Annotated in this window: 16 protein-coding genes; 3 read left to right on the forward strand and 13 right to left on the reverse strand. The window is 53.9% G+C overall.

Annotation, left to right across the window (positions count from 1 at the left end):
* Nucleotides 1–66: 66 nt before the first annotated feature.
* The 3 genes from ACTJKZ_RS09530 to ACTJKZ_RS09540 are packed head-to-tail and all read right to left on the reverse strand — an operon-like array spanning nt 67 to nt 4,090.
* Complete coding sequence (locus ACTJKZ_RS09530; RefSeq protein ID WP_440829485.1) at nt 67–1,842, reverse strand: SmdB family multidrug efflux ABC transporter permease/ATP-binding protein; 1,776 nt, start codon at nt 1,840–1,842, stop codon at nt 67–69.
* Nucleotides 1,835–3,604 (reverse strand): SmdA family multidrug ABC transporter permease/ATP-binding protein, encoded by a 1,770-nt coding sequence (locus ACTJKZ_RS09535; protein WP_161736027.1) that lies wholly within the window; start codon nt 3,602–3,604, stop codon nt 1,835–1,837. Before ACTJKZ_RS09535 ends, ACTJKZ_RS09530 begins: the two co-directional genes overlap by 8 nt.
* Before the next feature lie 24 nt (nt 3,605–3,628).
* On the reverse strand, nt 3,629–4,090 hold the full coding sequence (locus ACTJKZ_RS09540; RefSeq protein WP_033782182.1) for an Lrp/AsnC family transcriptional regulator: 462 nt from the start codon (nt 4,088–4,090) through the stop codon (nt 3,629–3,631).
* A gap of 117 nt (nt 4,091–4,207) precedes the next feature.
* Here ACTJKZ_RS09540 and ACTJKZ_RS09545 point away from each other — a divergent pair, with 117 nt between their 5' ends.
* Entirely contained in the window at nt 4,208–5,242 is a 1,035-nt protein-coding gene (locus tag ACTJKZ_RS09545) for a PLP-dependent cysteine synthase family protein (RefSeq protein WP_161736026.1), read from the forward strand.
* A gap of 34 nt (nt 5,243–5,276) precedes the next feature.
* On the opposite strand, the gene cof is transcribed toward ACTJKZ_RS09545, so the two are convergent.
* Nucleotides 5,277–6,098 carry an HMP-PP phosphatase gene (gene cof, locus ACTJKZ_RS09550; RefSeq protein ID WP_440829522.1) on the reverse strand — a complete coding sequence of 274 codons (822 nt, stop codon included), beginning with the start codon at nt 6,096–6,098 and terminating at the stop codon, nt 5,277–5,279.
* A gap of 92 nt (nt 6,099–6,190) precedes the next feature.
* Between cof and ACTJKZ_RS09555 the strand changes: the two genes are divergently transcribed.
* Both ACTJKZ_RS09555 and queC read left to right on the forward strand, forming a co-directional pair.
* Nucleotides 6,191–7,909 (forward strand): SgrR family transcriptional regulator, encoded by a 1,719-nt coding sequence (locus ACTJKZ_RS09555; protein WP_440829486.1) that lies wholly within the window; start codon nt 6,191–6,193, stop codon nt 7,907–7,909.
* 41 nt (nt 7,910–7,950) lie between these two features.
* A complete protein-coding gene (gene queC / locus ACTJKZ_RS09560; RefSeq protein ID WP_161736024.1) occupies nt 7,951–8,646 on the forward strand; it encodes a 7-cyano-7-deazaguanine synthase QueC in 696 nt (231 codons plus the stop codon).
* 50 nt (nt 8,647–8,696) lie between these two features.
* On the opposite strand, the gene ACTJKZ_RS09565 is transcribed toward queC, so the two are convergent.
* The 9 genes from ACTJKZ_RS09565 to bolA form a co-directional block, all read right to left on the reverse strand.
* The gene (locus ACTJKZ_RS09565; RefSeq protein ID WP_150013161.1) at nt 8,697–9,095 is read right to left on the reverse strand and encodes a YbgC/FadM family acyl-CoA thioesterase; all 399 of its coding nucleotides are present in this window, start codon (nt 9,093–9,095) and stop codon (nt 8,697–8,699) included.
* Nucleotides 9,096–9,195: 100 nt separating this feature from the next.
* Nucleotides 9,196–9,555 (reverse strand): helix-hairpin-helix domain-containing protein, encoded by a 360-nt coding sequence (locus ACTJKZ_RS09570; RefSeq protein WP_161736023.1) that lies wholly within the window; start codon nt 9,553–9,555, stop codon nt 9,196–9,198.
* A 140-nt stretch (nt 9,556–9,695) separates the two neighbouring features.
* The gene (ppiD, locus tag ACTJKZ_RS09575; protein ID WP_260057630.1) at nt 9,696–11,564 is read right to left on the reverse strand and encodes a peptidylprolyl isomerase; all 1,869 of its coding nucleotides are present in this window, start codon (nt 11,562–11,564) and stop codon (nt 9,696–9,698) included.
* 247 nt (nt 11,565–11,811) lie between these two features.
* Nucleotides 11,812–12,084, reverse strand: a complete 273-nt coding sequence (hupB, locus tag ACTJKZ_RS09580; protein ID WP_033731763.1) for a nucleoid-associated protein HU-beta — start codon at nt 12,082–12,084, stop codon at nt 11,812–11,814.
* Nucleotides 12,085–12,298: 214 nt separating this feature from the next.
* Nucleotides 12,299–14,653, reverse strand: a complete 2,355-nt coding sequence (lon, locus tag ACTJKZ_RS09585; protein WP_161736021.1) for an endopeptidase La — start codon at nt 14,651–14,653, stop codon at nt 12,299–12,301.
* Nucleotides 14,654–14,839: 186 nt separating this feature from the next.
* Nucleotides 14,840–16,111 (reverse strand): ATP-dependent protease ATP-binding subunit ClpX, encoded by a 1,272-nt coding sequence (gene clpX / locus ACTJKZ_RS09590; RefSeq protein WP_003850494.1) that lies wholly within the window; start codon nt 16,109–16,111, stop codon nt 14,840–14,842.
* A 136-nt stretch (nt 16,112–16,247) separates the two neighbouring features.
* Nucleotides 16,248–16,871: an ATP-dependent Clp endopeptidase proteolytic subunit ClpP gene (clpP, locus tag ACTJKZ_RS09595; RefSeq protein WP_010255410.1), complete on the reverse strand. Its 624-nt coding sequence runs from the start codon at nt 16,869–16,871 to the stop codon at nt 16,248–16,250.
* A 335-nt stretch (nt 16,872–17,206) separates the two neighbouring features.
* Nucleotides 17,207–18,511 (reverse strand): trigger factor, encoded by a 1,305-nt coding sequence (gene tig, locus ACTJKZ_RS09600; RefSeq protein ID WP_161736020.1) that lies wholly within the window; start codon nt 18,509–18,511, stop codon nt 17,207–17,209.
* 293 nt (nt 18,512–18,804) lie between these two features.
* Nucleotides 18,805–19,119, reverse strand: a complete 315-nt coding sequence (gene bolA / locus ACTJKZ_RS09605) for a transcriptional regulator BolA (protein ID WP_033731761.1) — start codon at nt 19,117–19,119, stop codon at nt 18,805–18,807.
* Nucleotides 19,120–19,370 lie beyond the last annotated feature (251 nt).

A 19,370-nucleotide genomic window follows, 5' to 3' on the forward strand; every position in this document is an offset into this window, starting at 1 on the left:
CTCCAGGCGTCAAAGGAGTGCATTTATACAGATTATTCCGATAAAGCTGCGCAAAAAAGGTGCAAGTCAGCTTTCAGATGTTACAGGTACGCCCGACGCCAGATCTTCCCCTGCCTGCTGCAGCTGATACATCTGCCAGTAGCGTCCCTGCAGCGCCAGCAGTTGCTGATGGGTGCCCAGCTCAACCACACGACCACGATGCAGCACCAGAATCTTATCCGCATCGATAATCGTTGAGAGGCGGTGAGCGATCACCACCAGCGTGCTGTGTTGCCTTAGTGTCGCAAGCGTCTGCTGAATCGCCTGCTCGGTGCCGGAGTCGATGTTAGCGGTTGCCTCGTCGAGGATCAGAATCTGCGGCAGATCAACCAGTACCCGGGCCAGCGCCAGCAGCTGTTTCTGCCCGACCGACAGGTTATTGCCCTGCTCGCCCAGTCGGGTGTGAATCCCCTCCGGCAGGGCATGCGCCAGCGGTGCCAGTTGCACCTGTTCCAGCACTGTCCAGACAGCCTCTTCGCTGATGTCGCGGCCCAGCCGCACATTGGCCAGCAGCGTATCGGCCAGCACCACCGGATCCTGCTGCACCATCGCGATACCGCGTCGCAGCACGGCGTGGCTCAAGCCGCCAATCGGGCGATCATCAATACGGATTTCGCCACGCGTCACTGGGTAATAACCCATTAACAGATTAGCCAGGGTACTTTTGCCACTGCCGGTATGGCCCACCAGCGCCACAAACTCACGCGGTGCGACTTCAAGATTGATATCACTCAGCACATCACGATTTTCACGGTAGGCAAAACTGAGATTGTTCAGGGCAATACGACCTGAAGCCAGTGGCTGCTGATCGGCCCCATACTGCTGCTGGGCGGCATCCATCAGCTCGAAAATACGCTCACCGGAAACCACCGCCTGCTGCAGCATCGACTGCTGGGTGGTCAGCTCAATCAGTGGCTCATTCAGACGGCCCAGGTAAGTAATAAAGGCATAGAGCACCCCCACTTCAAACACACCAGGCACAGAGAAACTGAACAGAATCAGCAGCCCGCACAAGACCATCGCTGAAAACAGGCTCAACAGCGGACGCAGCAGAAAGCCATCGAGGCGCAGCGTCTCCATTCGCGCCAGATAGTGAGAGCGGCTCGCTTCGCCCATGCGCTCACCAAATCGTGCCTGCTGACGAAACTGCTGAATCACACTCATGCCGCTGATCACTTCATTGAAGCCGTTGTTGATGTCAGCCAGATAGCTGCGAACCCGTCGGGCAATCGGCGTGCTGTAACGCTGATAGATGAACATCACTATCAGTACCAGCGGGAAGATCATCATTGCTACCAGCGCCATGCGCCAGTCAAGACTGAACATGGCCACCATCATGGCGCCGACCAGCGCAGCGCTACGCAGTACGGTTGAAACCACTGTGACATAAAGATCGCGGATCACTTCGGTGTCATTCGTCACGCGCGAAATAATCTGCCCGACCGGCTGAGTATCAAAGGCGCTCAGCGGCTGACAAAGCGCAGCATTCATCACGTCACTGCGTAACCGCTGCACCACACCAATCGCAGCGCGATTAAACAGCAGCGCCTGCCAGTAGTGCAGCCCGGCGGCCAGTAGCTGAAGCAGGACAAAGCTGATGACCAGACCGGCCACCAGTCCCCAGGGCATCTGATGCTTCGCCACCAGGTTATCAATAAAGTAGCTGACCAGCACCGGACCGGTTACTTCCGCCGCGGCAGCGATCCACAGCATGCCTACCGCCAGCGACAGGGATTTACGCCAGGGCTTACCGTAACTCAGCAGGCGCTTCAGGGTTGGCCACAAGCGGGCAGACTTAGCCATGCGGCACTCCTTTCTCATTTTCATCATCATCCAGCGCCGCTTCCAGTTGCTGGTAACGATACATGTCACGATACCAGCCAGCGCTGGCGGTCAGCGCGTCATGATTGCCACGCTGTGCCACGCTGCCCTGTTGTAACACCAGAATTTCACTGGCTTCCGTCAGCGCTGACAGGCGATGCGCGCTGATAATCAGTGTTTTTCCCTGCCCCCAGATGCGCAGGTTATGCAGGATTTCGTGCTCGGTACGACCATCCACCGCAGAGAGTGCGTCGTCCAGAATCAGGATTTCTGCGTTCAGCAGCAGTGCCCGGGCAATCGAAAGACGCTGCTTCTGTCCACCGGACAGCATCACACCTCGCTCCCCGACTTCGGTTTCATAACCCTGCGGCAGCCGCAGGATATCGTCATGCACGCAGGCCAGGGTGGCGGCCTGTTCAATCTCCTGCTGGGTTGCGCCCGGTTTCCCCAGCGCAATATTGTTCGCTACGCTGTCCGAAAACAGGAATGGTGTCTGGCTGACCACGGCGAGACGACTGCGCCAGCTGTCCAGCCGTAACTGCGGCAGCGGGATCTGGTGATAACGGATGTCGCCCTGCTGAATATCAAAATGGCGCTGGATCAGGCTCAGTAAGGTACTTTTTCCGCTGCCGGTTGGCCCACACAGTCCCAGCATTTCGCCGGGCTTCAGCTGGAAGCTGACATCACTTAACACCGGAGCCGCGCTGGCCGGATAGTGAAAGGCGCGAATCGCGACCTGCAGCGTGCCCGGGTCAGGTGGCAGTGACTTATCACCATCTTCCACCGCTGGCGCTTCCGCCAGTAATGCACCGATGCGGCTCCAGGCGGCGCTGCCGCGTTCGACGATATTGAACATCCACGCCAGCGCCAGCATCGGCCAGATCATCAGGCCGAGATACATCACAAAGCTGGTAAGCTGCCCCAGCGTCATCTGGTCATGCCACACCAGCCAGCTTCCGCCGCCAATCGCCAGCAGGTTTGAGAAACCAATAGCGATGTAGATAGTGGGATCGAAACGGGCATCGACCCGCGCCACGCGCAGGTTCTTTTCACCGGTATCGCGGGCGATGTCGGAGAATTGCTGCGACTGATGCTGTTCAAGACCGAAGGATTTAATCATCCGGATGCTGGTCAGGCTCTCCTGCGTCTGGTCGTTAAGGCTGGAGAAGGCCGCCTGGGCCAGTTTAAAGCGATGATGCAGCTGATTACCGTAGCGATGGATGACGATCGCCATAATGGGCATCGGCACCAGCGCCAGCAGCGTCAGCTGCCAGCTGATTTGCGTACTCATCACCAGCAGCACCACGCAGCCCATCACCAGCGAGTCGACCAGCGTCAGCACCCCTTCCCCGGCTGCAAACACTACCCGATCCACATCGTTAGTGGCGCGCGCAATCAGGTCACCTGTGCGGTGACGCAGATAAAATGCCGGTTGCTGCCGACTCAGCTGGCGATAAAAATCTTCGCGCAGCTCAACCGCCAGCTGGTAGGAGGCACCAAACAGCAGTACGCGCCAGACGTAGCGCAGCAGATAGACCACCACTGCGGTTGCCAGCATGATGCCAATCCACATCATGATGCGACTGGTACTCATGTTGTCACGTGTGACACCATCAACAATGACACCGACCACATGCGGCGGCAGCAACTGCAGAATAGCAATAACAATCAGCAGGATAACCGCGCCCAGATAGCGCCGCCACTCCCTCAGAAAATACCAACTTAATTGACTGAATAATCGCACAACGCTGCTCTCAATCTCAGGCCCTCAGGGGGCGACAGGTAAAGCCGTGGTGTATTTAATCTCTTCCATGGCGAAGCTGGATGTCACATCAATCAGGCCGGGCACACCGTTCACTAATCGCTTGTAGAAAGCATCATAGCTCTTCATGTCGGCCACCTGAATGCGCAGCAGGTAATCATACTCGCCTGCCATCCGGTAAAAGGCCATCACCTCGGGCATGCTGCTTACCACCGAGACAAAGGCCTGATACCAGTCGCGGCTATGCTGCTGGGTTTTCACAAACATAAACGCCGTCAGTGACAGTCCGATTTTATCCCCATCCAGCAGTGCCACCCGGGCGCGAATAATGCCATCATCTTCCAGCTTTTTCAGGCGCTTCCAGCAGGGTGTGGTGGTGAGGTTGACGGCATCCGCCAGCGCCTGCAGCGACAGCGTGCAATCCTGCTGCAGCAGTGAGAGCAGTTTAAGGTCAGTTTTATCTAGCATATGGGACTCCCGGAGAATCATTTTCTCCATTACCGCGATTTTAGCGGTATTTTTGCAATCTCTTTTTCCTGCACGTGCCATAAAATAGCCGCATCACTTCTTTACCGGATGCCTGAAATGCAGACCTGCTGGATTCGCCACGCTATCAACGAAATTAACGCTGATTTTCAACGATCGGCTGAAACCCATTTGATCCGTTTCGATCTGGCGGATTTTCCCGGCATCTGGTTCTATCTGAAAGATGAGAGCACCCATCCCAGTGGCAGTCTTAAACATCGGCTGGCACGATCCCTGTTTCTCTACGGTCTCTCCAACGGCTGGATTAAAGAGAATACGCCGATTATCGAAGCCTCGTCAGGCAGCACGGCCGTTTCAGAGGCGTACTTCGCAAGGCTGCTTGGTCTGCCCTTTATTGCGGTGATGCCCGCCAGCACGGCGAAACGTAAAATTGAGCAGATCACCTTTTATGGTGGACAGTGCCATTTTGTCGAGGATCCCTGCCAGCTTTACGCAGAATCTGAACGGCTGGCACGTGAGCTGAATGGCCATTTTATGGATCAGTTTACCTACGCTGAACGCGCTACTGACTGGCGCGGTAATAACAATATTGCTGAGAGCATTTTCCGTCAGATGCAGCATGAACCCTATCCGATTCCGCATACGGTGATTATGAGCGCGGGCACTGGCGGCACCTCGGCGACGCTGGGCCGCTATATTCGTTATCAGGGCCTGGAAACGAAACTGCTGGTGGTGGATCCCCAGCATTCCGTGTTTTTCGATTACTGGCAACAGCGTGATGCAACGCTGACCAGCACGCGCGGAAGCATGATCGAGGGAATTGGCCGTCCGCGCGTAGAGCCGTCATTTATGCCTGACGTGATTGATGAAATGATCAAAGTACCGGATGGTGCGACGTTGGCCGCCATGCTGAAGCTGGAAAAGATCCTGGGACGCAAACCGGGCGCCTCTACGGGCACCAATTTCTGGGGCATGATGCAGGTGGCGAAACGCTTACGGGCAGCAAATCAGCAGGGATCCCTGGTGACACTGCTGTGCGACAGTGGCGAACGTTATCCCGATAGCTACTATCAGCCGGAATGGGTGGCAAAACATATTGGCGATATCACGCCGTGGCAGTGCGAACTCGAATAAAAAACCGGACATCCAGTCCGGTTCACGGCAATCCTCAGCATTCGGGGGAATACGCGAGGTCGGGTGTTGCCAGCCAGTGATTTAAATAGTGAGACACCGCCTGTGTCTCGCAATGCCCTAATACCGGCAGATGCGGTAGCGCAGCTTTCAGTTGCGCCATCGCATTGCCCATGATGAAGCCCCGCCCAACCTGCGACAGCATTTCTCTGTCATTCATTGCATCCCCGAACGCCATGCACTCCGCCAGCGTCAGTGACAGATGGTCGCACAACAGCGCCAGCGCGCTGCCTTTGTTGCAACTGGCGGGCAACACTTCCAGACAGTCCACCGCAGAGAAGCAGATATTCGCCTGCTCACCCAGCGCCGCACCCAGTTCCGTTTTCAGCTGGCACAGATGCTGATGCTGATCGATAAAGCAGATTTTTGTTACCTGATGCGCGGGAAGCCTTTTCAAATCGCACAGCTGATAGCTAAACCCGCTCATCTGATGGGCCACCAGCAGCTCAGGCTGGGGGCGATCGGTAAACCACCCCTGATCGTTGAAAATGTGGATCGACGCGGATGTTTCCCAGTGGCGATGGATGACCTCTTCGGCTACCTCAGAGGGCAGATCACGCGCAAAGATCAGATTGCCCTGCCTGTCGTGTACACGAGTGCCGTTCCCGGTAATCAGCCACGCAGGCAGCATTAATTTCTCCCTCAGAATCTGCATCTCCAGCAGATGGCGGCCCGTCGCCAGCGCCAGATTTACGCCACGCAGATGCAACGCCTGCAGGCTATCCAGCGTCTGCTGACCCAGCTGATGATCCGGCAGCAATAATGTGCCATCCATATCGAATGCGGCTAAACGCATTATGGTTACCCTCCTGCTGAAAAGATGAGCTTACTATTGCCTGTTAATCGCGGAACTAATAGTGAATACTTTTAAAAAACTGTTCCGGGTTTACGATGCGTCAGCTTAACCGCCTTAATCAGTTTCAGCGCCTGTGGCAGCAGAGCCAGGGCATCCCTCAGCAGACCTGCGTGGCAGAGATGGCGCGCCACTGCATCTGCAGCGAGCGTCATCTGCGCACGTTACTGTCACAGTGGCAGCACGCTGGCTGGCTTAGCTGGCACGGCGAGCCGGGCCGTGGCAAACAGGGTCAGTTAGTGTTTCTGCGCACGCCTGAACAGTTACGGCAGCAGTTGTTGCAAAAACAGCTTGATGCCGGAGATGCGGCGGATGCCTTACAGCTGCTGGATCTGCCGCCGGAAAGGCTGATCAATATGCTGCGGCCGTTAATGGGCGGACAATGGCAGAACGACACGCCGGTTCTGCGTATCCCCTACTATCGTCCGATGGAGAGTACCGAGCCGCGCCAGATTACCGGACGGGCTGAACAGCACCTGGTTCGTCAGATCTATTCCGGTCTGACCCGTTTTGAGCAGGATGCGCCGGTCGGCGACCTGGCGCATCACTGGCAGCACGATGAGGCGTCATGTAGCTGGTTATTCTGGTTACGGCCTCAGCTGATGTGGCATAACGACGAGCCGGTGCAGGCCGCACAACTGGTGACGCAGTTCCGCCAGCTGTTGCGGGATACGCGTGTCAGGATATTGCTTGCCGATGTGGTCAGCGTGGATGCGCCTCACCCGCTGGCGCTGCGGTTTACCCTGCGACGACCTGATTTCTGGTTGCCTCACCGACTTGCCCATCTTTTGTGTCTGCTGCCCCATCCCGCTGATATGAAGACAGGCAGCGGGCCGTGGAAACTGAGGCATTTCAGCGCTGAGCTGGTGAGGATTGAAAGCCATGCGCGCTGGCATCTGCAGCGTCCTCTGCTGCAGGCGGTGGAGTACTGGATTACTCCTCAGCTGTTTGATCCCGCTCTCGGCAGCAGCTGTCGTCATCCGGTGCAGATTGCGATAGGGGATGCCGCAGAACTCAGGACATTGAAGCCGGTCAGCAGTAGCATCAGTCTCGGCTTCTGTTATCTGGTCTGCCGGCCGCGAGCCGGATTTACCCCTGATCAGGCGCGCACGCTTTTCCAGCTGATTCAGCAAAGCGGCATCGTCAGCCGATTACCACTGGATGAGGGATTAATTACCCCCAGCAAAGAGCTGTTACCTGGCTGGGAAGTGCCGCTGATTGATAATGTTCCGGTCCCCTTGCCCACCACCCTGACACTGCATTATCAGCTACCGGTTGAGCTGCATCAGATGTCACAGGCACTGGTCGCCCTGTTAAAACAGCACGGTTGTACTCTGAACGTCGTTTTTCACCCGGTGAAAAGCTGGCATCATATCGACCCGCCTGATGAGGCGGATATCGTGATGGGCGATCGGCTGATTGGCGATGCGCCGATCTTCACACTGGCGAGCTGGTTACAGATTGACCCGCTATGGCGTCGGCTGTGGTCTGCACCGCATGGCGAAGAACTCCAGGCGCAACTGCTGGCTATCCAGCAGATAGCAGATAGCGACAGCCGTACCCGTGCGCTACAGCAGCTTTATCATCAACTGATGAGGGACGGCATCCTGCTGCCTCTGTTCAATTATCGCTACCAGATTTATGCGCCCCCTGCCGTAGAAGGGATTGAACTGAACACGCTGGGCTGGTTTGATTTCAGCCGCGCATGGATTCCACCGCCCATTGATCCGCCTTGCAGCTGTTCAGCAGCGGACTGAGGCATTACCATAAGCGCAAAATTAATTATCAGGGAAACACCATGAAACGCGCGGTTGTAGTTTTCAGCGGTGGACAAGACTCCACTACCTGCCTGATTCAGGCTGTACAGCTTTATGATGAAGTTCACTGTGTCACTTTCGACTATGGACAACGCCACCGGGAAGAGATCGATGTCGCCCGCGATCTGGCGATGACACTGGGTGCGCGCGCACATAAAGTGCTGGACGTGACCATGCTGAACGAACTCGCTGTCAGCAGCCTGACGCGGGATAACATTCCGGTGCCGGCTTATAATCCTGAGGCCAGTGGATTACCCAGTACGTTTGTACCAGGACGCAATATTCTCTTTCTGACGCTGGCCTCAGTTTACGCGTATCAGGTCGAAGCGGAAGCGGTCATCACCGGCGTCTGCGAAACCGATTTTTCCGGCTATCCCGACTGCCGCGATGAGTTTGTCAAAGCGCTGAACCATGCGGTGTCGCTTGGCATGGCTCGCGAGGTGCGTTTTGAGACGCCGCTGATGTGGCTCAATAAAGCGGAAACCTGGGCGCTGGCAGATTACTGGCAGCAACTTTCGCTGGTACGCGAGCAGACGCTGACCTGCTATAACGGCGTAAAAGGCGACGGATGTGGTGAGTGTGCTGCCTGTCATTTACGGGCCAATGGCCTGCAGGGTTATCTCAGCGATCGGGCGGGCGTAATGTCTGCCATGAAAGCTAAAAGCGGCCTTAACTAAGACGGTATGACATGGCGGCAAAGCAGTCAGGTTTGCCGCTTTTTATCAGCTCATGCCATCAGACGCATCAGCCGCTCACGTAACTCCCCTTCCAGCGCAACCGCCTTTTGGGTCCGCAAATCAATACAGACAAACGTGAGTGCGGCATCCGCCACCACGGTCTCCTGACCTGCCAGCAACACCCGCTGGGCAATAATGCCGCTTTTGCCATTTAACTGCGTAATCTCACTGTCGATAGCCAGTACGTCGCCCAGCACGGCCGGGCGACGGTAGTTAATGTTGATATTGACCACCACAAAAGCCAGTTTCTGTTCCAGCAACCAGTGGAACGCTTCAACCTCTTCCAGCCATTGCCAGCGCGCCTCCTCAAGAAACTCAAGATAGCGCGCATTGTTGACGTGCTGATAGACATCCAGATGATAGCCACGCACTTTTATGGTGGTCTGCATGATCATGCTCTCCTGCTACTGTAAGTTAACTGGTTGGACCTGTTCACTTTAGCAGAGTCACCTGATTAGCGTGGGTTAAGCATCACAGATGTGTACTGCCTCACAATTTCAGCCGGGACGCATTTCGCTCTATCAGCGCGTTACCGATACCCGGTACTTCACTGAGTTGCTGAATCGCGCTAAAGGGTCCGTACTGTTCGCGATAGTTCACAATCGCCTGCGCTTTCTTCAGCCCCACACCATTCATAGCAGCAGAGAGCTGTTCCGCTGTCGCTTCATTGATGCTGACCTGTTCCTGCTTTGGCTGCAGCTGCGCGGCTGTCTCCGGCTTCGGTGCAGGATGTGCGTTCTGCGACACAGCCGGACTGGCAGGTTCAGGTGCCGCAGAGACGCTGCCGTGACAGAGTGTACCGCCCAGTGCGAGTGAGAGATAAAAGGCAACAAGTTTATGTTTAGCCATGCTGTGTTTCTCCTTGTGTGTAAACAGCAGTGACAGAGTGGCACTACACCGCACAAGGCTCAAAAGCGGGATTTCAGAAATGGAAAAGGCCGCGAATGCGGCCTTTGATTGTTACAGTCGTTGCGTAGCTTTTGCGAGGCTTACTGCATTTGTGCGGCAGCGCCGTACTTGATTTTCGCCTCTTTACGGAGGTTTTGCAGTAAGGCTTCAAACGTCAGCTGCGCATTGTTCTGCGTGACGCCCTTAACCATTTCGTCAATCTGCGCCTGTGGCATGCTGCCGGTTTTAACTTTATCTACCGCCACCAGCACCACATTACCCTGCATATCTTCGCTGACACCCCATGAAGGCTTATTATCAGCAGGCTGAGGCAGATTAAAGGCGGCCTGTGCCACCGGATCCTGCGCATTGCGGTCAACGGTTTTGCTGGCGCTCAGCGTCAGGCCTGCTGCAGTCAGTGCTTCCAGCTTGCCCGCTTTGAGATCGGTCAGCAGTTTATCGGCCTGTGCTTTCGCCTGCTGTGTCGCTTTGTCATGCTTAAGCGTATCCGTAATCTGCGCCTTAACCTGCTCCAGCGGTTTTACCGCTTCCGGTTTGTGCTCGCTGATACGCAGCACAAAGGCACGATCGCCGTCGACGGTAATAATGTCGGAGTTGTTGCCCGGCGCACCGTTCTGACCCACCAGACCGCCGTTAAAGATTGCCTGCTTCACAGCATCAAAGTTAAGCGCGTCTGGCAGCGTGTCCTGACTGAACCAGCCGGTCTCTTTCGCTTTCAGACCCGAAGCCTGCTCAGCACCCGCCAGTGACTCATTGTCATTGCTGGCCGCTTCACTGACTTTCTGCTGCAGTTTGTAGAAGGCATCAACGCCCTTCTCCTGCTTCACTTTCGCGGCAACAGCGCTGCGAACGTCATCCAGTGGCTTAACCTGCTCTGGCTGAATATCGTCGAGACGAACCACCAGGAAGCCCACTGAAGATTTAATCACGCCTGACATCTGGCCTTTCTCCGTCAGACCGGCATTTTTCAGCTCATCAGGGGTCGTTGACGGTTCCAGCCAGCCCATATCACCGCCCTTACGCGCAGAGATTGGGTCGATGGATTTGGCTTTCGCCACATCCGCGAAGTTAGCGCCCCCCTTCAGCTGAGCCAGTACCGCATTGGCATCGGCTTCAGTTTTGGTCTGAATGACGCTGTAGCGCGTACGCTGTGGCTGCGAATAGTCCGCTTTATGCTGGTCGTACCAGGCCTGAATATCCGCTTCGCTGGCATCCTGCTGCATGCTGGCAGCATCCATCAGGATGTAGCTGACACGGAACTGCTCCGGTGCCATAAAGCTGGTTTTATGCTGCTGATAATACTGACTGATTTCGTCGTCGGTGACGGTTTGTTTCGCCATCAGGGCATTGACGTCCAGCGTCGCCTGACGAATATCACGTTGCTGTGAAACCAGATCCACCAGTTTGCTGGCTTCGCCTTTCAGCGTGAAGTCTGTGTTGGCCACGGCATTGATCAGCTGCTGATTGGAGAGTTGCTTACGCAGCGCTTCAGCATACTGGTCGGCACTGAAACCCATGTTGCCGATCAGCGCCAGATATTTAGCATTATCGAATTTGCCGTTGGTCTGGAAAGCCTGCTGATTGAAGATAGCCTGCTTAACCTGATCGTCACTGATGCTGAGGTGGAGATCTTTGATGTAGCTGTCGAGCAGTGCCTGGTCGATTAACTGAGACAGTGCCTGCTGACGCATCTGCTGCATGAAGCCATCGTTGCTGGCCAGCTGCGAGAACTGGTCACCCAGCATCTGCTGCTGACGACTGCGTTCACTGTTGAAAGCCTGCTCCAGCTGTCCCCGGCTAATCTCCTGACCGTTAACTTTGGCCGCATAGTCGTTATTGCCGCCAATCAGATAGTTGCCAACGCCTGTCAGCACAAAAGAGACGATAATCAGTCCCAGAATAATCTTGAGCACGACATGGTTCGACGCCGCGCGTAAATTGTCCATCATGGTATGGCAACGCTCCGCTGTAGTGTGAATGTAAAGCTCGGTCGCAACTCGCCACTGGCTGGCGACTCACGTAACTGCTGGCTTGGCTGGCAGTCTCAATACGGTCCAGGTCCATCTTACGACCCGATTCTCACCGGTTGAAACAAAAAAGGCACATCTCATTGATGTGCCCGTATGTTACATGAGAACGGGTTAATCGTCCTCTAATCCACTGAAGAAAATGCGTCAATGAATCTATTCGTTGTTATTAATTGACAGCGTCTTTCAATGCTTTACCAGCACGGAAACCCGGTACTTTACCAGCCGGGATGGTGATTTCTTTACCGGTTTGCGGATTGCGGCCGGTACGTGCAGCGCGGTCACGCACAGAGAATGTGCCGAAACCCACCAGAGCCACTTCATCACCCTCTTTCAGCGCATCTGAAACTGAGCCCATAAATGCATCTAAAACACGTCCTGCTGCAGCTTTAGAAATATCAGCATCGGCAGCAATTTTGTCGATCAATTGTGACTTATTCACTCTCTTCATCCCCTCTTTTATTATTTCACATCGTACCGGGCTTCCGGCCGGGTACGAACGCGCAGCAAGTTATATCAAGCCTGTGGAGCCGAAACAACGGAATTTCTCTGAGAACGTCGCATCGACAGCCACCTAAATTAGCGGCACAAAAAAAAGCTGGCAAGCGCCAATTGCCTTGCCAGCTCCGCTTTTTAACGGTTTATGCCGTTAATCACTATTTTGCTGTTGCGACCTGCATGCCGTAAGGCGCATTTTCCAGTGCCAGATTCAGCACCTCTTCAATGCGTTTCACCGGATGGATCTCCAGATCGGCAATCACGTTCTGTGGAATCTCTTCCAGATCACGCTTGTTGTCGTCCGGGATCAGCACGGTTTTAATGCCACCACGGTGTGCTGCCAGCAGTTTCTCTTTCAGACCGCCAATCGGCAGAACCTGACCACGCAGGGTGATTTCACCGGTCATAGCGACATCCGCACGCACCGGGTTACCGGTCAGACAAGAGACCAGCGCGGTACACATTGCGATACCGGCACTCGGGCCATCTTTCGGTGTGGCGCCTTCTGGCACGTGAACGTGAATATCACGTTTTTCGTAGAAGTCACCATTAATGCCCAGTTTCTCGGCACGGGCACGCACCACGGTCAGCGCAGCCTGAATCGACTCCTGCATCACTTCACCCAGGGAGCCGGTGTAAGTCAGCTTGCCTTTACCCGGTACACACGCAGTTTCGATGGTCAGCAGATCGCCGCCCACTTCCGTCCACGCCAGGCCAGTGACCTGACCCACACGGTTTTCACTGTCAGCACGGCCGTAGTCGAAGCGCTGTACGCCCAGGAAGTCCTTGAGGTTTTCACCGTTGATGGTGATGTGCTTTTTCGTCTTGTCCATCAGCAGTGATTTCACCGCTTTACGGCACAATTTCGACAGCTCACGCTCAAGACTACGCACGCCAGCTTCACGGGTGTAGTAACGGATAATGCCGACAATCGCGCTGTCTTCAACCGTAATTTCACTGACTTTCAGCGCGTTGCGCTCAATCTGCTTGGTCAGCAGATGCTGCTTAGCGATGTTCAGTTTCTCATCTTCGGTATAACCCGACAGACGAATCACTTCCATACGGTCCAGCAGCGGTGCCGGGATGTTCATTGAGTTCGACGTTGCCACGAACATGACATCAGAGAGGTCATAGTCGACTTCCAGATAGTGGTCGTTGAACGCAATGTTCTGCTCAGGATCAAGCACTTCCAGCAGCGCTGAAGCAGGATCGCCGCGCATGTCCGAAGACATTTTGTCGATCTCATCCAGCAGGAACAGCGGGTTTTTAACCCCGACTTTCGCCATTTTCTGGATGAGTTTACCCGGCATAGAGCCGATGTAAGTACGACGGTGACCACGGATTTCCGCTTCATCACGCACGCCACCCAGCGCCATACGCACATATTTACGTCCGGTCGCTTTGGCGATCGACTGACCGAGGGACGTTTTACCTACCCCTGGCGGTCCGACCAGGCACAGAATCGGCCCTTTGATTTTGCTGACACGACTCTGAACCGCAAGATACTCAAGAATACGATCCTTCACGCGCTCCAGGCCGTAATGGTCAGTGTCCAGCGTCTCCTGCGCTTTACGCAGATCTTTCTTCACTTTGCTGCGCGCGTTCCACGGAACCTGCACCATCCAGTCGATGTAGCCGCGAACCACGGTCGCTTCAGCGGACATCGGGGACATCATTTTCAGCTTCTGTAGCTCAGCTTCTGCTTTTTCACGCGCTTCTTCCGGCATTTTTGCCGCGTCGATTTTGCGTTTTAACGCTTCGTACTCGTCAGGCGCGTCGTCCATCTCACCGAGCTCTTTCTGAATCGCCTTCATCTGCTCATTCAGATAGTACTCGCGCTGGCTCTTCTCCATCTGCTTCTTAACACGGTTGCGAATGCGCTTCTCAACCTGCAGCAGATCGATTTCAGATTCCATCATCGCCATCAGATATTCCAGACGCTCATTAACGTCGGACATCTCCAGCACAGACTGTTTGTCTGCCAGTTTCAGTGGCATATGCGCTGCAACGGTGTCAGCAAGGCGGGCCGCATCGTCAATGTTATTCAGTGAGGTTAAAACCTCGGGTGGAATTTTTTTATTGAGTTTGATGTAGCCTTCAAACTGATTGATCGCCGTACGCACCAGCACTTCCTGCTCGCGCTCTTCAATCTCTGGCGAAACCAGATATTCAGCTTGTGCAACAAAATGGTCACCGTTGTCGGCCAGCGTCGTAATATGGGCGCGCTGTAAACCTTCTACCAAGACTTTGACAGTGCCATCCGGCAGTTTCAGCATTTGCAATACTGATGCAACGGTCCCTACTGAAAAGAGATCGTTAATGCCAGGTTCATCCGTTGAAGCCTCTTTCTGTGCGACCAGCATGATTTTTTTATCATGATCCATTGCGGCTTCAAGGCACCGAATTGATTTTTCCCGGCCAACAAACAACGGAATTACCATGTGCGGATAAACCACCACGTCGCGCAGCGGCAACACGGGGATTTCAATGCGTTCAGAACGCTCAGGATTCATAGAGCTCTCTCTTTGTTTAATGTCCGCCAGGTGATGGGAACCGCATCAGGCAGGTATGCAGTTAAACCCACAGGTATCTGAGTATATGGGGATGATTGTCCGACATTCAACGTCACAGAGGCGAGAAAAGCAAAAGGGGAAACATTTTCCCCTTTTTTAATTGAACAACATGGACGATCTGTTTAATTATTCGCCAGATGCCTGCGCTTCATGCTTGCCGTAGATCAACATGGGCTCAGACTGACCTTCAATAACTGATTCATCAATCACTACTTTTTCCACGTCATCCATGGAAGGCAGGTCATACATGGTTTCCAGCAGCGCACCTTCAACAATAGAACGCAGACCACGAGCACCGGTTTTACGTGACATCGCTTTCTTCGCGATAGCGGTTAATGCCTCGTCACGGAACTCCAGTTCAACCCCTTCCAGGTTAAACAGCGCCTGGTACTGTTTGGTCAGAGCGTTTTTCGGCTCACGCAGAATCTGAATCAGCGCTTCTTCACTCAGCTCGCTCAGGGTCGCGACCACAGGCAGACGACCGATGAACTCAGGGATCAGACCAAACTTGATCAAATCTTCAGGTTCACACTGTGAAAGCAGTTCACCTTCGCTGGCTTTCTGTGACTTCCCTTTCACGGTGGCACCAAAACCAATACCAGATCCGGTTTCCACGCGCTGGGAGATCACTTTGTCCAGGCCGGCGAATGCGCCACCGCAGATAAACAGAATTTTCGAGGTATCAACCTGCAAGAATTCCTGTTGCGGATGCTTACGTCCACCCTGCGGCGGAACGGCAGCCACGGTGCCTTCAATCAGTTTAAGCAGAGCCTGCTGTACACCTTCGCCTGACACGTCACGGGTAATCGACGGGTTATCAGACTTGCGTGAGATTTTATCGATTTCATCGATATAAACGATGCCGCGCTGTGCTTTCTGTACGTCGTAATCACATTTCTGCAGCAGTTTCTGGATGATGTTTTCAACGTCTTCACCCACGTAACCGGCTTCAGTCAGCGTGGTGGCGTCAGCCATAGTGAATGGCACATCCAGCAGGCGCGCCAGCGTTTCTGCCAGCAGCGTTTTACCACTACCGGTCGGGCCAATCAGCAGAATGTTACTTTTGCCCAGTTCGATGCCATTGCTGGTATCACCGTTACGCAAACGCTTGTAGTGGTTGTAAACCGCAACCGCCAGCACTTTCTTCGCTCTTTCCTGACCGATAACATAATCATCGAGGTGATGGCGAATTTCATGTGGGGTTGGCAACGCACTGCGTTCACGATGCGGGGCAACTTCTTTAATCTCTTCGCGAATGATGTCGTTGCACAGGTCAACACACTCATCGCAGATATACACTGACGGCCCGGCAATCAGCTTACGCACTTCATGCTGGCTTTTGCCGCAAAAAGAGCAGTACAGCAACTTTCCTGAACCGTCTTTGCGCTTATCTGTCATCAGTTAACCTCTTCTTGTTCTCAGGCCATACCCGCGTACGGCTCAGGCCGTACAGGGACGGCCGAAATTCATTCAACCCATAAATAGTACCGTTGTCCTGTTAACTATAGACCAGTGACAACGGTAAGTCGGGGTCTTATTGGCGATGCGTCAGAATTGAATCGACTAATCCATACTCTACCGCTTCATTTGCAGAGAGGAAACGATCACGCTCGGTATCACGCTCAATTTCTTCCAGCGTTTTACCGGTATGCTCAGCCATCAGCTCATTCATGCGCTGTTTAACTTTAAGGATTTCACGCGCATGGATTTCAATGTCTGACGCCTGGCCCTGATAGCCGCCCAGCGGCTGGTGGATCATCACGCGCGAGTTTGGCAGACAGAAACGCTTCCCTTTAGTGCCCGCTGTCAGCAGAAACGCCCCCATTGAACAGGCCTGTCCCATACAGATGGTGCTGACATCCGGTTTGATAAATTTCATGGTGTCGTAAATCGACATACCGGCCGTGATCACACCGCCTGGCGAGTTGATGTAGAGATAGATATCTTTTTCCGGGTTCTCAGCTTCCAGAAACAGCATCTGCGCCACGATCAGATTAGCCATGTGGTCTTCAACCTGACCGGTCAGAAAAATGACGCGCTCTTTCAGCAGACGGGAGTAGATGTCGTAAGAACGCTCACCACGCGAAGTTTGTTCAACCACCATTGGCACCAGCGCATTGTGCGGTGCAGTATATTCACGATCGCCACTGTATGACATTACCGTCTCCTGGATAAATTTCATTGGCAACATTCTGTACCGATTCTACGTAAGACGCTCGGGAAACTCCACGTCGCACCTTTTCCGACACCTTCAGGACGGTTAATCAGCCAGCCTCACTCTCATTTCTGCATACTCCCACTATCTGGGGATGCTGCACGCATGTTTCAAGCATAACAATCTTTTCCCTGTTCGCTAACCCGGAAAAAGCGATGCGTGAATAATTTGCCGATTAATTAAGCAAATAGCGGCGAAGCGTCGCGTTCTGTACGCAAAATACAAAAAAGCCCGCGACTTTTCAGTCACGGGCTTAGCACAGACGGTTAACTGCGTGATCAGGCCTGAGCGGTCTGATTCATCAGATCCTGGAAGTTGGTCTCTTTCTCGGTCACTTTAGCTTTCGCCAGGACCGCTTCAACCGCTTGCTCTTCCAGCGCGACGTTGCGCATATTGTTCATCAGCTCGTTATTCTTGCTGTAGAACTCGATGACTTCTTTCGGATCTTCATACGCAGAAGCCATCTCTTCGATCATGGTGTTCACGCGCGCTTCGTCAGCTTTCAGCTCGTGGGTACGAATCACTTCGCCCAGCAGCAGACCGACAACAACACGGCGTTTAGCCTGCTCTTCAAACAGTTCGCGTGGCAGTTCCAGCGCCTGCTGTTCGTTGCCACCGAAACGCTGTGCAGCCTGACGACGCAGAACATCGATTTCGCTGTCAACCAGCGCAGCTGGCACGTCGATTTCGTTCGCTTCAACCAGGCCGTCGATCGCCTGAGTTTTGATGCGGTTACGGATAGCGCCTTTCAGCTCGCGATCCATGTTCTTACGCACTTCAGTGCGCAGACCGGCTACTGAACCATCTTCAACGCCGAAACGTTTGATGAACTCTTCAGTCAGCTCTGGCAGCTCACGCGTTTCAACTTTCTTCAGCACGATCTCGAACTTCGCATCTTTCCCTTTCAGGGTTTCTGCGTGGTAGTCGTCCGGGAATTTCACGTCGATAGTGAACGTTTCGCCCGCTTTGTGACCCACAACGCCTTCTTCAAAGCCTGGGATCATGCGGCCCTGGCCCATGGCCAGAACGAAATCAGTGGCTTTGCCGCCTTCGAACTCTTCACCGTCAACAGAACCGTTGAAATCGATAGTTGCACGATCTTCCGGGCCTGCAGCTGCGTCGCTTTCGATCCAGTTGGCCTGCTGCTTGCGCAGAGTATCCAGCATGGCATCAACATCAGCATCAGTTACTTCAACGACAGGTTTTTCGACTTCGATGTTTTCCAGGCCTTTCAGCTCAACTTCCGGATAGACTTCGAATTCAACCGCGTAGGTGAAATCCTGGCCTTCTTTGTATTCGCCCGGCACATAGTTTGGTGCGCCAGCCGGATTAATTTTTTCTTTGATGATGGCGTCAACAAAGTTGCGCGTCATCAGCTCGCCCAGCACGTCCTGACGGACAGAAGCGCCGTAACGCTGCGCCACGATGTTCATCGGCACTTTGCCTTTACGGAAACCATCGATGCGAACTTTCCTGGCAACGTCAACCAGTTCTTTTTTTACTGCGCTTTCGATGCTGTCAGCTGCAACAGTAATCGTAATGCGACGGCCCAGGCCCTGAGTGGTCTCTACAGAAACTTGCATCTTGTTACCTCAAAAAATCACGTGCTCGGTCAACTTCAGACACCACACATAGTGAAATGCGCCGTATCCAACAACCGGGACGGCTTCCGTGAAGAGAACCTGATCCCTGTTACCAGAAGCGTCCCGAAGACATTCCGGAAAAATAGACGCAGCATTATAGCGGCATCGCTGGAATGAGTCGAGGACGCTAACTCACCACTTTTCAGCAGGTTTGCTGCTTTTTTGAGCCAGGGATCGCGTTTTTCGCTAAATTACAGAAAAAACGGCCAGCAGGCCGTTTCAGAGGAGGGAGATCAGGCGAGACTTCCGGCACCACGACAGTTAGGCGAAGCCAGAACGGTATCCTGCAACCCTTCCCACTCTTTCAGGGTGTAAGTATGCAGGGCTAAGGCATGGACACTGCCCGCTAATTCAGCCGCCAGTTCGCTATAAATCAGACGATGACGCGCCAGGAAGCGCTGGCCTGCAAAGCAGTCGCTGACAATCACCACTTTGAAGTGACTTTCCGATCCGGCAGGCACGTTGTGCCGGTAACTTTCGTCATGCACTTCCAGATGAGCTGGCTGAAACGCCACACGCAGCTTTTCTTCTATTTGTTCGCGGATCATGGCTATTACTCCTCAATGGCGAGCGCGGTGCCCCATCTCATTCAATCTTAGTCGCTTTTAGTGCGCTTACCCGCCGGCGGACGCTAAATATTGCATTTTATGTCAGCCCGCTTCTGGTGTGCATCATAACGCAGTCGAAACCATCAGCAAACCTGCCTGTCAGAGAAGAGGCTTAAAACGGTTTCAGAGACAATTTCACCCGCAACAGGGCTTTTTTCACTGCCGGGCAATGCTATGATGGCCGCAGTTTT

The sequence above is a fragment of the Pantoea sp. 22096 genome (genome assembly GCF_052045955.1).
GTDB classification, from domain to species: Bacteria; Pseudomonadota; Gammaproteobacteria; order Enterobacterales; family Enterobacteriaceae; genus Pantoea; species Pantoea alfalfae.

Coding starts and splice junctions, on each gene's coding strand:
- tig (WP_161736020.1), bottom strand. CDS start 18,511: ATGCAAGTTTCTGTAGAGACCACTCAGGGCCTGGGCCGTCGCATTACG.
- clpX (WP_003850494.1), bottom strand. CDS start 16,111: ATGACAGATAAGCGCAAAGACGGTTCAGGAAAGTTGCTGTACTGCTCT.
- ACTJKZ_RS09530 (WP_440829485.1), bottom strand. CDS start 1,842: ATGGCTAAGTCTGCCCGCTTGTGGCCAACCCTGAAGCGCCTGCTGAGT.
- ppiD (WP_260057630.1), bottom strand. CDS start 11,564: ATGATGGACAATTTACGCGCGGCGTCGAACCATGTCGTGCTCAAGATT.
- ACTJKZ_RS09555 (WP_440829486.1), top strand. CDS start 6,191: ATGCGTCAGCTTAACCGCCTTAATCAGTTTCAGCGCCTGTGGCAGCAG.
- ACTJKZ_RS09565 (WP_150013161.1), bottom strand. CDS start 9,095: ATGCAGACCACCATAAAAGTGCGTGGCTATCATCTGGATGTCTATCAG.
- ACTJKZ_RS09540 (WP_033782182.1), bottom strand. CDS start 4,090: ATGCTAGATAAAACTGACCTTAAACTGCTCTCACTGCTGCAGCAGGAT.
- lon (WP_161736021.1), bottom strand. CDS start 14,653: ATGAATCCTGAGCGTTCTGAACGCATTGAAATCCCCGTGTTGCCGCTG.
- queC (WP_161736024.1), top strand. CDS start 7,951: ATGAAACGCGCGGTTGTAGTTTTCAGCGGTGGACAAGACTCCACTACC.
- ACTJKZ_RS09570 (WP_161736023.1), bottom strand. CDS start 9,555: ATGGCTAAACATAAACTTGTTGCCTTTTATCTCTCACTCGCACTGGGC.
- clpP (WP_010255410.1), bottom strand. CDS start 16,871: ATGTCATACAGTGGCGATCGTGAATATACTGCACCGCACAATGCGCTG.
- bolA (WP_033731761.1), bottom strand. CDS start 19,119: ATGATCCGCGAACAAATAGAAGAAAAGCTGCGTGTGGCGTTTCAGCCA.
- ACTJKZ_RS09545 (WP_161736026.1), top strand. CDS start 4,208: ATGCAGACCTGCTGGATTCGCCACGCTATCAACGAAATTAACGCTGAT.